At 64.2% G+C, this 13,247-nt stretch carries 8 protein-coding genes; 7 read left to right on the top strand and 1 reads right to left on the bottom strand.

All coding sequences use genetic code 11. From position 1 onward, the window contains the following. Positions 1-38: 38 nt before the first annotated feature. The gene (locus tag F7D01_RS12115; RefSeq protein WP_215227786.1) at positions 39-1,199 is read right to left on the bottom strand and encodes a beta-ketoacyl-ACP synthase III; all 1,161 of its coding nucleotides are present in this window, start codon (positions 1,197-1,199) and stop codon (positions 39-41) included. A gap of 235 nt (positions 1,200-1,434) precedes the next feature. On the opposite strand from F7D01_RS12115, the gene F7D01_RS12110 reads away from it, so the two are divergent. From F7D01_RS12110 to F7D01_RS12080, 7 genes are all read left to right on the top strand, one after another. Further along, positions 1,435-4,266: a TonB-dependent receptor gene (locus F7D01_RS12110; RefSeq protein WP_215227785.1), complete on the top strand. Its 2,832-nt coding sequence runs from the start codon at positions 1,435-1,437 to the stop codon at positions 4,264-4,266. 213 nt (positions 4,267-4,479) lie between these two features. After that, on the top strand, positions 4,480-7,956 hold the full coding sequence (locus F7D01_RS12105) for a CHASE domain-containing protein (protein ID WP_215227784.1): 3,477 nt from the start codon (positions 4,480-4,482) through the stop codon (positions 7,954-7,956). A gap of 60 nt (positions 7,957-8,016) precedes the next feature. Then, positions 8,017-8,388, top strand: coding sequence for a response regulator transcription factor (locus tag F7D01_RS12100; RefSeq protein ID WP_215227783.1), 372 nt, complete (start codon positions 8,017-8,019; stop codon positions 8,386-8,388). A 112-nt stretch (positions 8,389-8,500) separates the two neighbouring features. Continuing rightward, positions 8,501-9,946 (top strand): efflux transporter outer membrane subunit, encoded by a 1,446-nt coding sequence (locus tag F7D01_RS12095; RefSeq protein ID WP_371819604.1) that lies wholly within the window; start codon positions 8,501-8,503, stop codon positions 9,944-9,946. Further along, complete coding sequence (locus F7D01_RS12090; protein ID WP_251566808.1) at positions 9,943-11,256, top strand: efflux RND transporter periplasmic adaptor subunit; 1,314 nt, start codon at positions 9,943-9,945, stop codon at positions 11,254-11,256. The genes F7D01_RS12095 and F7D01_RS12090 overlap by 4 nt, the downstream gene beginning before the upstream one ends. Next, positions 11,253-11,987 (top strand): ABC transporter ATP-binding protein, encoded by a 735-nt coding sequence (locus F7D01_RS12085; protein WP_215227782.1) that lies wholly within the window; start codon positions 11,253-11,255, stop codon positions 11,985-11,987. The genes F7D01_RS12090 and F7D01_RS12085 overlap by 4 nt, the downstream gene beginning before the upstream one ends. A gap of 8 nt (positions 11,988-11,995) precedes the next feature. Next, positions 11,996-13,195: an ABC transporter permease gene (locus F7D01_RS12080; protein ID WP_215229799.1), complete on the top strand. Its 1,200-nt coding sequence runs from the start codon at positions 11,996-11,998 to the stop codon at positions 13,193-13,195. Positions 13,196-13,247 lie beyond the last annotated feature (52 nt).

Below are 13,247 nucleotides of genomic sequence, written 5' to 3'. Positions count from 1 at the left end.
CCCGCCCTCACAAGCAAAACCGGCGAGTGGCACCGCAGTCAGGCGCCGACCTTGCGCAGAAACACCGCGCCTACCGAATAGCCCGCGCCGAAGCTGCAGACGAGGCCGGTATCCCCGTGGGCGAGATCGGCGCGATGCCGGTGGAAGGCGATGATCGAGCCCGCACTGGAGGTATTACCGTAGCTGTCGAGCACGGTTGGGCTCTCGTCCTCGCTCGCCTCGTGCCCCAGCACGCGCTGCGCGATCAGCCGGTTCATGCCGGCATTGGCCTGATGCAACCACAACCGCCGCAAACCGGCGGCGTTGATATCCAGTCGCTCCGCTTCCGACAGGATCATCTCGGCGACCATCGGCACGACTTCCTTGAAGACCTTGCGCCCTTCCTGGACGAACAGCTTGTCCGCCGCGCCCACCGTTTCGGGATGGGCGCGATTGAGGAAGCCGAAATTGTTGCGGATATTGTTTGAAAACACGGTCTTCAGCCTGGTGCCGAGAATGTCCCAATGCTCCGCCGGGGCCATTTCCGCGCGTTCGACCAGCACGGCGGTCGCGACATCGCCGAAGATGAAATGGCTGTCCCGGTCGCGCCAGTTGAGATGTCCGCTGGTAATTTCGGGACTGACCACCAGCACGCTGCGTGCATGGCCCGCGCGGACATAATCCGCCGCGGTCTGGATACCGAAGGTGGCCGAAGAGCAGGCGACGTTCATGTCGAAGGCGAACCCGTCGATACCCAGCGCCTGCTGGATCTCGATCGCCATCGCGGGATAGGGCCGCTGCATGTTGGAGGCGGCGCACAGCACCGCATCGACATCCTCGGGATCGCGACCGGCCATCGCCAGCGCTTCGCGGCAGGCCGCCACGCCGATCTCCGCCATCAGCGACAATTCGTCATTGCCGCGCTCGCGGTAACGCGGGGCCATGGTCGCGGGATCGAGGATCGCTTCCTTGTCCAGCACATGCCGCGCCTTGATACCGCTCGCCTTCTCGATGAAGCCGACCGAGCTCGGTTGCAGCGCCTCCGTTTCGCCAGCTTCGATCGCGCCCGCGTTCGCAGCGTTTTCACGCTCTACGAACGCGTTGAAGCTTTCGACGAGCTCCTCGTTGGTGATGACATCGGTCGGAGTGTACAGGCCGGTGGCGGAAATGACCGGGCGAATGTGCGTGTCCGCATTCGCGGACGAAGATTGGCTGACCATGATCGCCGTTGCCTAGGCGCAACAGGTGGGATCGACAAGCGCAGACGAAACCCGCCATGCCGTACCGTCAACCACTTTACCCGAACGTCAAGCCTGCCACAGGAACGCCGGAAAACCGCGCATTCGAACCGTTATGAGCTTGACAAAACGCTATATTTCGATGCCTTTATGCCGCAGCGAATGCCGCCGTTCGGCGTACAAATTTGCAACAAGAATACACATGGGAGAGATATTCATGCGCACTGTGTGCCAATCGTCGTCGCGTCGCAGAGCGACCCTGTCCCTCGGTGCCTCGCTGGTCGCCCTGGCAATTCCCGGTATCGCCCACGCGCAAACCGCCCCTGCCCAGCAGACCGAGACCGAGCGCGCGAGCGTGGAGGACGATACGGCCGTTGATGAGGGCAATACCGTCATCATCGTGACCGCGCAGGGCCGCCAGCAATCCCTGGCCGATGTGCCGGTCGCCGTCTCCGCCGTCTCCGGCGAACTGCTCGAGAAAACGGGTGCCAGCGATATCCGCGAACTGAACGCGGTGGCACCTTCCCTGCTCGTCAGTTCGACGGGCAACGAAGCGAACGGTTCTGCCCGCATTCGCGGCATCGGCACGGTCGGCGACAATCCCGGCCTGGAAAGCTCCGTCGCAGTGTTCGTGGACGGCGTCTATCGCTCGCGGTCCGGCAATGCGTTGAGCGAACTCGGCCCCATCGACCGGATCGAAATTCTGCGCGGACCGCAGGGTACGCTGGGCGGACGCAATTCCTCCGCCGGCCTCATCAGCATCTACACCGCACCGCCCGAGTTCAATTTCTCGGGCTATGGCAACTTCACCTACGGCAATTACGACACCTATCGTATCGAGGGCGGCGTCAACGCGCCCCTGAGCCAGACGCTCGCCGCGCGCGTGGACGGCGTCTATATGAAGCGCGACGGTTTCTACCACGACGTGCTGAACGATACCGACGTGAACAATCGCGACCGCTACCTCGTGCGCGGCCAGTTGCTGTTCGAGCCCAACTCCGACCTCTCGGTCCGGATCGTCGGGGATTACTCGAAGAAGAACGAAGCGTGCTGCGCCGCGACCTTCGTACAGCCCGATTTCGCGCCACTTGCGCGCACCAGCCCCGGCTTCGATCAGTTCAATCGGCCGACCGCCGCCGGGACCGCCCTGACCGGCAGAGGGAACCCGATCATCCCCGTCATCCTCGCGCTGGGCCAGGACCCGCGCGCGCTGACGCAGGACACGTTCGATCGGGATATCTATGTCACTCCGGGTCGCAGCTTCGAAGGCGAAACGAAGGATTACGGCGTTTCGGCAGAGATCAATTACGACCTCGGCAGCGTCTCGCTGACTTCGATCACGGCTTATCGTGAGTATTCGAACTTCCAGGGGTCGGATACCGACTATACCTCGCTCGATCTGCTGTATCGTGCATCCGGACCCGACGCTCTTGCGCGGGAATTCAAGACTTTCAGCCAGGAACTGCGCTTGCAAGGCTCGCTGTTCGAGGACCGGCTGGACTGGCTCGTCGGCGGATACTTCGCCAACGAAGACCTGACGGTGCGCGACAATCTGCGGTTCGGCGATGATTATGGCCGCTTTGCCACCTGCCGCGTGGTCGGCACCTCGCTCGCGCCGCTGGTTGCCGGCACGCCGCTGGCGAACATTTTCTCGCCGGGTTCGACCGGGTGTATCAATCCGGCGCTGGCGCCGATCCTTCAGGCACCCGCCTTCTCGCCCTTCAACGACCCCACCGTTCCCGCCCGGAACGAAGGCGCGCTGATCGTGGCCGGGTTCAACCGCCTCGACACGGTCAACGACGTGGGCGGGGTGCAGGACGTCTACAACCAGAACAGCAAGAATTTCGCGATCTTCACGCACAACATCTTCCATGTGACCGATACCGTCGATCTGACTCTTGGCGCGCGCTATACGCACGAGAAGAAGCAGTTCGACGCGAGGTTCCAGAACGACAACACGATCTGCCCGACGCAGCGCGCCGAGCTTCTGCCCCTCACTCAGAGCGCGAACCGCCTTACGAGAGAACTCGCAGCGGGCCTCATCACGCTGGCGTGCCAGGGCAATTCCACAGCGGAGTTGAACGGTCTAAACCCCAACGACACCCGCAAGGAGAACGAGGTCACCGGTACCGCCATCCTCAGCTGGAAGCCGACCGACGACCTGCTGGTCTACGGCAGCTATTCCCGCGGCTACAAGGCAGGGGGCTTCAACCTCGACCGTTCGGCGCTAACCGGCACTTCCGCCACCGGCATCGTGCTAGGCCCGCTCCTTGCCGGCAGTGTCGACAATCTCCAGTTCGACCAGGAGACGGTCGACGCGTTCGAAGTGGGCATGAAGTACGCGACCAGAAGCTTCAGCCTCAGCCTCGCGGGCTTCTATCAGGAGTTCTCCAACTTCCAGCTCAACACCTTCAACGGTTCGGTCTTCCTGGTCCAGAACATCAACGGGTGCGACGCCGATCTGGGCGCGGCCGACAGCGATGCTGACGCGGCCACAGGCACCTGCTCGACCGACGATGTCGCACCGGGCGTGGTCGCCAAGGGTTTCGAACTGGAAGCGTCGCTGAACCCGATCCGGGACGTCGGTCTGAACATGGGTCTGACCTATTCCGACACCCGCTATAAGGACGATCTGATCGGCAGCGATACCGGAGTCCCGCTCGACCCGGCGCTTCGCCTGCTGCCGGGCGACCAGCTTTCCAACGCTCCCCTGATCACCGCCACGTCCTCGTTCAGCTGGACTCCGCCGATCGGAACCAGCGGGATGCGTGGCCTGGTCTTCGTGAATGCCCGCATGGTCGGCGACTACAACACCGGTTCAGACCTTCTCTACGGCAAGGAGCAGGACGGTTACGCCGTGGTGAACGCGCGCGTCGGCCTGACCGACATCGCCGATCGGTTCTCAGTCGAGCTGTGGGCCCAGAACCTGTTCGATACGGACTACACGCAGGTGGCCTTCAACACGCCGTTCATCGCGCCGCAGCAGACCTACCCCGCCTATCTGGCGGAGCCGCGGACCTACGGTGTGACTCTCCGCGGGAAATTCTGACGCGGGGACGCGCACGCTTGCAGTGCTCGAAAGGGGTCGTCGTCCACGCGGACGGCGGCCCCTTTCCTTTGGACGACGTTTGGTGCCGTCTGGTCTGCGCGCCGAGACCGGTTTTAACCCTCGTTAACCGAGTTCGCGTACCCCTGCTCACGGAGAACGAGGACCCGGGGCCGAGGCATGCGCAATCCCGACAGGGCACAATTCGACGCGGCGATGAAGGCGCCCCAGGTTCGAGCGACCTCGGCGCTTCTCTGGCTGCGCGATGTCACGGCGCTGGCCGCCTGCTATTTCTTCGCGGGGTATGTCGGACTGCAACTGGCTGTGCCCCCGGGATACGCGACCATCATATGGCCCGCGTCCGGTGTCGCTCTGAGCGCATTGATGCTTCGAAACAGGGCCATCTGGCCTGGAATCTGGCTCGGCTCCGCATCGATCAACCTCATGAACGGGCTGGAAGGCAGCGCCGATCCGGACCAGCTCTGGGGGGCAGTCGGCATTGCCGCAGTCATCGCCACGGGCGCAGTAATGCAGGCACTGGCGGGTCTGCTCACAACCCGATGGTTCCAGACCGGCATTGATGTAACCCGTCCGCGCGAACTGCCGTGTTTCGCGCTGATGGTAGTAGTGCTTCCCTGCTTCATCGCACCGACAATCGGGGTGGGAACCTTGCTCTTCACGGGGGCCGCCCAGCCCGAAATGGTACTGGAAAACTGGCTGACCTGGGCCGGGGGCGATGTACTGGGCGTCGCCTTCGTGCTGCCGATCCTCCTTTTGTCGCGATTTTCGCCGATCCCCGTTCTGTGGCGCGGCAAGGTGGTGCGCGGCACCAGTTCCACCATCGCGATCTGCCTGTCGCTGACGTTGCTTCTGACCTTCTATGCCTGGCGCTACGCCGCCGAGCGGGAATATGAGCAGTCGACCGCCAGTTTCCTGGCCCTGGCCACCGATACGGAGCAGGCGCTGCAATATCGCCTTCAGACATACAATCGCGCGCTCGATGGCGGGGCCGCCTTTGCGGCCATCGAAGGCGGAATCTCCCCCGCCAGGTGGAAGGGCTATGTCGATCGGCTAGACCTCGATCGCGCTTATCCGGGCATGCGCGGGCTGGGCATCTTCCGGGAAGTAAGCGGCGCGGAATTGCCCGCCTATCGCCGCGAATTCTATCGCGAATACGGGGACCGCTTCGCAGTCCATCCCGACGTGCCGGGGAACAAGCATTTCATCATCGACCGGATCGAACCTCTCCAGGACAATCTCGTGGCGCTCGGCCTCGATCTCGCATTCGAGGAGGGCCGCCGGGAGGCGGTCGAGCGCTCCGCGCGCACGGGTCGCATCGCGATGACCCAACCACTCTCGCTGGTGCAAAACGGTGGTGGCGGTTTCCTCCTCATGGAACCCATAGTGGAAACAGTCGATACGGGCGCGCGCCGGTGGATCTACGCTCCGCTAGTCGCGGCGGAATTCTTGGCCAGGCTGACCCCGCGACAGGGCCAGGACTTTTCACTGGAGGTCTATAGCGGGCGCGACATCGACCCCGATCGCCTGATGTTCGCGAACTCGGCTTCTCCATCGCGCGAGGCACACTTCGAGCTTACCAGGACCATCCAACTGGCCGGCCAGCCGATGACCTTGCGCTGGCGGAGCCTGCCCCCGTTCGATCGCCGGGTCGCGTCGGAAGAGCCGCTGCTGGTCCTGCTCAGCGGGCTCATCGTCACCGTCATGCTCGGAATCCTGCTCATCGCGTTTTCCCGCCGCGAGGCGCTGGTCGTGAGAAAGGTGGACGAAGCGACCGCTGAACTGGAAGAGCGCAACCGCATGCTGAACCTGTCGGAGGCGACCGCCCATGTCGGCCACTGGCATCTCGATCTGGCGGAGCAGGAGATACAGTGGTCCGACGAGGTCTTCCGGCTGCATGGTCTTTCGCCGGGCCAACCCCCACCGCTCGAGGAAGCGATCGACTTCTATCACCCCGAGGACCGGCAGATCGTGACCGGCTCCCTGGACGAGGCGATCGCGACGGGCGAATCCTATCGCTTCACCGCGCGCCTGGTTCATCGCGACGGCCAGCTGCGCCATGTCGAGGTCATCGGGCATGTCGACCGAAATGAAGACGAGGTGGCGACGGCCGTGTTCGGCGTGATCATCGATCGCACCGAGGATGTGACGATGCGCGAATATCTCACCCAAGCCCGCGACGAAGCGCGCGCCGCGGACAAGGCAAAGAGCAGTTTCCTGGCCAATATGAGCCACGAAATCCGCACGCCGATGAACGGGGTGATCGGCTTCACCGATCTCGCCCTCAGCGAAGAGGACGATCCCGATCAGCGACGCCGGCTGCAGATGATCGCTGAATCGAGTAACGCCATGTTGCGCCTCCTCAACGATCTGCTCGACTTCGCGAAGATCGAGGCCAGCCAGATGACGGTTTCGAACGAGCCGACCGATTTGCGACACACGCTGCGCAGCTGCGTGCGGCTGATGGAGCCGGTGGCGCAGCGCAATGGCGTGGCGTTGAAGCTGGAGATCGACGAAACGCTGCCGCCGCGCGTATCGGTCGACAAGATGCGGTTGCGCCAGATCGTGCTCAACCTGCTCGGCAATGCGCTCAAATTCACCGAGAAAGGTAGCGTCGGGCTGCAGCTGACGATCGATCGAGGCAAGTCCGATGCGGCCCCGCGCATGGCGATCGCGGTGAAGGATACCGGCATCGGGATACCCGAGGATCGGCTCGGCCAGATATTCGAGAAGTTCACCCAGGCCGACGAAACGACCGCCCGCAAGTTCGGCGGCACGGGCCTTGGCCTGCCGATCAGCGCGCAGCTGGCCGAACTGATGGGCGGCAAGTTGCGAGTGGAAAGCGAAGAGGGCGTAGGCTCCTGCTTCACCCTCACCCTGCCACTGCGAGAATGCGCGGCCCCAACCACCGATGCCGAGGCGGAGGAGCCCGTCGAACGCAACGAGGGCACACCCGCATCCGGTCTGCGCATCCTGGTGGCGGAGGACAATCCGGTGAACCAGGAGCTCACACAGGGTATGGTGGCGCAGGCCGGCCATCAATGCGACCTCGCACGCGACGGGCGCCAGGCCGTGGACATGGCGGTAGCGGCCGCTCGAGACGGCACGCCCTACGACATGGTTCTGATGGACGTGCAGATGCCGGTGCTGGATGGCCTGGGCGCGTCGATCGCCATTCGCGAGGCGGGTCTCAGCGCAGCAACCCTGCCGATCATCGCGGTAACGGCAAACGCCTATGCCGACGACATCCGGCAATGCCGCGCGGCGGGGATGCAGGCGCATCTGGCGAAGCCGCTGCGGGTGAAGGATTTGCGCCAGACCATTTGCCGCTGGTCGCCCCGCTCGCCCGACCGCCCTGCCCCTGCGGAACCGGCTATCGAGGAAGAGACCAACCCACGCCTGCAGCGCATGTTCGCCGATCGAAAAGCAGCGACGATCGCGGCAATCGAGGCCGCTTTGAAAAGCGGCGAGGTCGAAGACGAAGCGAAAACCGAAATCGCCGGGCTGCTCCACCAGATCGCAGGCGTCGCGGGATATTTCGGCCAGAGCGATCTGGGCGAGCGATGCCGCACGTTCGAGCGTGAGCTTCTGGCGAGTTCGGACCCCTCGGCAACGCGCGAACTGCTTGCCGCGATCGGCGAACAACTGGGCCGGGAACCGGTCGAACCATCCTGATCGTCTTCAACAGATATTAAACCTATTCGCCCAATTCTAAAGCCAAATTTGGAGCGAACAATGGCTAGAATCCTCATTGCCGACGACGACCCCATCCTGGTCGAGTTGGTGCGGTTCCGCCTCGAAGGGGGCGGACACAAGGTCATCGTCGCCGAGAACGGCGAAGAGGCGCTGGAGAAGATCACAGCGGAAATGCCGGACCTGGTGGTGCTGGATTCGATGATGCCGATCGTCTCCGGACCGGAAGTGCTGAGCACGATGAAGGCCGATCCCGAAACGCGTGGCATCCCCGTCCTGATGCTCACCGCCCGACGGGGGGAAAGCGATATCGTTGCCGCGATCAAGTCGGGTGCCGCCGAATATCTGACCAAGCCGTTCATCCCGCAGGAACTGCTTGTTCGCGTCGAAATGATTCTCGGCCCTAACGCCTAACGTCCGCCAGCCAGCGAACTCTCCCTATCGCGGGAATTGACAGGGAAACCTTGGCCCCGCCTTCGGATGGTAAATATCTTCTTGCAAAGTCGCGCACCTTGGTCAGTATCGCGTGACGGCAGAGGTGGGGGTCGGGTTGTTTCATTTTAAAGGGTTAGGGACAGGCGCCCTGGCGCTTGCGCTCGCGGCGTGCAGCACGTCCGGCCAGCTTGCCACCCCGGACGCCGGTATCGCTGTGCCCGAACGGTGGAGCGATCCTGCGCCTTCGGTCGCTCTCGACCCGGTATCCTACTGGACGGCGCTGGACGATCCGCTGCTCGACCGCTTCGTCGCCCTGGCGCTGGAGAACAATCGCGACCTTGCGCAGGCCGCGTCGCGCGTCGCGATCGCGCGCGCCGGAGTGCGGGCGAGCCGCGCCAGCTACTTGCCCCAGATCAGCGGCACGGCAGGAGTGCAGCGAAATTTCGGCTCTTTCGTCGATACCGATCCCCGGTTCTCGGTCGGCGCCGACGCCCAATGGGAGATCGACCTGTTCGGGCGCATTTCCAACGACGTGGCCGCCTCGCGGGCGGAACTGGCCGCGGCGGGATACGGATTGGCCGACCTGCAACGCCTGATCGTGGGCCAGGTCGCGCAGACCACGATATCGGCACGCACGCTGGCGACGCAATTGGCGATCGCGCGCGAGACTTTGGCGATTCAGGACGACAACCTGCAGATCGCGCAATGGCGGCTTCAGGCGGGGCTGGTTTCCAGTCTCGATGTCGAACAGGCGCGCGCGCAACGGGCACAGACGGCGGCGTCAATCCCGGCGCTGGAACGCGATCTCGCCCAGGCCGCGAACACGATCTCGACGCTGCTCGGCGAAGCGCCTGGCCCGGTGCGGGCAGAGCTCGAGGAAGCCACCCCTACCATACCGCAACCGCCGGGCTCGGTCGGCCTGGCCCTACCCGCCGAAGTCTTGCGCCAGCGCCCGGACGTGCGGCAAGCGGAGGCGTTCCTGCTTGCCGACACCGCGCGCATCGACATCGCGCGCGCGCAATTGCTCCCCCTCGTTCGCCTGAGCGGGAATGTGGGTTCCGGTTCCTTCGGCCTTTCCGCCCTGTTCGATACCATCACCGGCAGCCTGTTTGCGGGTGTAAGCCAGCTGATTTTCGACGGCGGCCGGACCAGGGCGCAGATCGACAGTGCGCGCGCCGTCGCGGCGGGATCGCTCGCCGCTTGGCAGCAAACCATCCTGCAGGCCCTGACCGATGTCGAGAACGCCAATATCGCGCTCTCCAAGGCGCGCCAGCGGGTCGCTGAGCTTGCCATCGCGCGCGACGCGGCGAGCAATGCCGCCCTCCTGGCGCGTAGCCAGTACCAGGCCGGGCTGATCGACTTCCAGACCTTGCTGACGGCGGAAAGCCAGCTGTTGAGCGCGCGCAATGCGCTCGCCGCCGCCGAGGCGGAGCGGGCCAATGCGTTCGTCGCGCTCGAACAGGCAGCGGGCGGCGGCTGGGACCCGACGCGACCGATCGGACAGACTACTTCTATAGGCGAGGACACACAGCCGTGAGCGAGGCCACCACCGACCGCAGCGCCGGTTCGATCGACGATTTCCTGGGCACCAAGCCGCGGCCACGCTGGCGGCGCTGGATGAAATTCTGGCTGCCGGGCGTGATCGTGCTGGCGCTCGTCCTCGCCGTCGCGACCTGCTCGCGCGGGAGCGACACGCCGAACTACATTACCGAACCGGTGGTCGACCGATCGCTCGACCTGACGGTGACCGCGACGGGCAATTTGCGTCCAACCAACCAGGTGGAAGTAGGATCGGAAGTGTCGGGTCGGATCGACCGGATCTTCGTTGACGTCAATGATCGGGTCGCACGCGGCCAGGTGCTGGCGCAGATCAACACCGACGTGATCGACGATCAGATCGCGCAGGCCCGTGCCAACCTCAACGCCGCGACCGCGCAAGTGACGCAGGCCCGGGCGACGCTGAATGTCGACACCGCCCAACTTGCGCGGTTGCAGAACGTCTACAAGATTTCGGGTGGCAAGGTTCCGTCGAAGGTCGAGCTCGAGCAGGCGGAAGCGTCGGTCGCGCGCGATCGCGCCGCCGTTGCCGCGGCGACGGCCAATGTGCAGGCGACGCAGGCGCAGCTCTCTACCGCTCAGACCAACCGCGGCCGGGCGGTCATTCGCTCCCCCGTCTCCGGCGTCGTCCTGGCGCGACAGGTCGAGCCGGGACAGACCGTCGCGGCCAGTTTCAGCACGCCGACGCTTTTCATCATCGCCGAGGACCTTTCCGCCATGCAGCTGCGCGTCAATATCGACGAGGCCGATGTCGGGCAGGTGCGCGAAGGGCAGAAAGCCACGTTCACCGTCGACGCCTATCCCGGCCGACGCTTTCCCGCCCGTGTGGAGCGCGTGGATCAGGCCTCGACCAATACCGCAGCCACCGCCAGCCAGCAGGCGAGTGCCGCGGGTGCGACGTCCTCGGTGGTCGATTACGAGGCGCGCTTGTCGGTCGACAACCCGAACGGGCTGCTGCGCCCCGGCATGACCGCGACCGCCACCATCGCCACCCAGAGCACCGGCAAGCGGATGCTCGTGCCCAACGCGGCCCTGCGGTTCCAGCCGGATGCTCAGGAGAAGCAGGGCGGCGGCGTTCTCAACCCGGAAATCGGCCTGACCGAGGCAGATCAGCAGGCCTCGATCGGGATCGGAAGCCGCCAGCGCGTCTACGTGGCGCAAGCGGACGGTACGTTAAAGCCGATCGAAGTCGTTACCGGCCAGAGCGATGGCAGACTGACAGTGGTGACTTCGAAGGAACTGAAGCCCGGAATGAAGGTCGTGACGGGGAAGAAGGCCGAAGGTCAGTGAGCGACAGCCCTACCCCGGAAGACCAGGCGCTGATCGAGCTGCAAGGCATTACGAAGACCTTCGGAACCGGTGAAGCCGCATTCCAGGCGTTGAAGGGCATCGACCTGTCGATCGACCGCGGCGACTTCGTCGCGGTCATGGGCCCCTCGGGGTCGGGCAAGTCCACGACCATGAACATCCTCGGTTGCCTCGACATACCGACCAGCGGCGTTTTCCGCTTCCGCGGGGTCGAGGTCCAGGCGCTCACCCGCGACCAGCGCAGCCTGCTGCGGCGGCGCTATCTCGGTTTCGTCTTCCAGGGGTTCAACCTTCTGGCCCGGACTACGGCGATCGAAAATGTGGAGCTTCCGCTGCTCTATCGCGGGGAAAAGCGTGCGGTTCGCCGGGAAGCTGCGCTGCATGCCCTGGATCAGGTCGGCCTCGTTCCATGGGCGGACCACACTCCGGCCGAGCTTTCGGGCGGACAGCAACAGCGGGTGGCGATCGCCCGGGCGCTGGTGACCGAACCCGATGTGCTGCTTGCGGACGAGCCGACCGGAAACCTCGATACCGAGCGTTCGATCGAAATCATGGAACTGCTCACCCGCCTCAACGCCGCGGGGATCACCATCCTGTTGGTCACGCACGAACCCGAAATGGCGGAATATGCGCGGACCATCGTCCATTTCCGCGATGGCCTGGTCGAGCGGATCGACCGCAATCACCGCCCGCAACCCATGGAGCACGCCTGATGCTCGGCATGTTCGGCGCCACTCTGCTCCTCGCCTTCCGCGAGATCCGCCGCCATCTTCTGCGCTCGTTTTTGACGACGCTTGGGATCATCATCGGCGTGGCGGCGGTCATCACCATGGTCACCCTGGGCAAGGGAGTAACGGCATCGGTCCAGGACCAGATTTCCTCGCTCGGCTCCAACGTATTCATCGTATTTCCCACGAAGGGCGACCGGGATGCGCCACGGCCTTTCAAGCAGCAGGATGTCGACGCGGTCGCCCGCCAGATCGGCGGCGTTCGCGAGGCGGCGGGCAGCGTGTCGACCAATGCCACCGCTATCCACAACGGGCAGGACTGGGCCACCACCGTGCAGGGCGTGGACAATGATTTCCTGCGGGCGCAATCCATCGACGTCACCGAGGGGCGCATGTTCACGAACGAGGAGATGGCGTCCGGCAAGGACGTGTGCCTCATCGGCGCGAAGGTTCTCGGCGCGATCTTCGTCGCGGGCACCAGCCCTCTGGGGGAGGAGATGCGGGTCAACCAGATCTCGTGCACGGTCGTCGGTGTGCTCAAGGAACGCGGTGAAGGCGGCGGTCCCAACCAGGATCAGGACAATACGGTCATGATGCCGCTGAAAACGGTGCAGCGACGCTTCACCGGTAGCAACGACCTGCACTATTTCGTCGTGAAGTACGACGCGGCCTATTCCAGTTTCTCGATCCAGGATTCGCTGATCGCGCTGTTGCGGGAACGCCGCCTGCTGCAGGAAGGCGCGAACAACGATTTCAACATTATCGACACCGCTCAGGTCAATGAAGCTGTCGGCAGCGCCACCGGCGCGCTGACCGCGATGGTGGCCGTGATCGCTGGGATCAGCCTGCTGGTGGGCGGGATCGGCATCATGAACATCATGCTGGTGTCGGTGACCGAGCGGACCCGCGAGATCGGCATCCGGCTCGCCATCGGCGCTCTCTCGCGCGAGGTGCGGATGCAGTTTCTGACCGAGGCGGTGGTGCTCTGCTGTTTCGGCGGGCTCGTCGGGATCGGCCTAGCACTTCTGCTATCGTGGAGTCTTTCCGGCGTGATCGACGTACCGTTCGTCTTCGATCCGGTTATCAATGTCGCAAGCTTTCTCTTCTCGGCCTTCATGGGGATCGCATTCGGATACTACCCCGCCGCGCGAGCATCCAAACTCGATCCGATCGATGCCCTGCGGCATGAGTGACGCATCACGTAACCCTAGCTGACGGCAGAAGCGGCTCAGAACCTCCGCCGGC

Origin of the sequence: Erythrobacter sp. 3-20A1M (assembly GCF_018636735.1) — a bacterium.
Lineage (GTDB): Bacteria > Pseudomonadota > Alphaproteobacteria > Sphingomonadales > Sphingomonadaceae > Alteriqipengyuania.
The sequence above is the reverse complement of the archived record's forward strand: the minus strand, read 5'-3'. Positions and strand labels throughout refer to the sequence as shown.

Excerpts from the sequence above, each read along its gene's own strand:
- F7D01_RS12115 (WP_215227786.1), bottom strand. The coding sequence starts at position 1,199 with ATGGTCAGCCAATCTTCGTCCGCGAATGCGGACACGCACATTCGCCCG.
- F7D01_RS12100 (WP_215227783.1), top strand. The coding sequence starts at position 8,017 with ATGGCTAGAATCCTCATTGCCGACGACGACCCCATCCTGGTCGAGTTG.
- F7D01_RS12105 (WP_215227784.1), top strand. The coding sequence starts at position 4,480 with ATGAAGGCGCCCCAGGTTCGAGCGACCTCGGCGCTTCTCTGGCTGCGC.
- F7D01_RS12080 (WP_215229799.1), top strand. The coding sequence starts at position 11,996 with ATGTTCGGCGCCACTCTGCTCCTCGCCTTCCGCGAGATCCGCCGCCAT.
- F7D01_RS12110 (WP_215227785.1), top strand. The coding sequence starts at position 1,435 with ATGCGCACTGTGTGCCAATCGTCGTCGCGTCGCAGAGCGACCCTGTCC.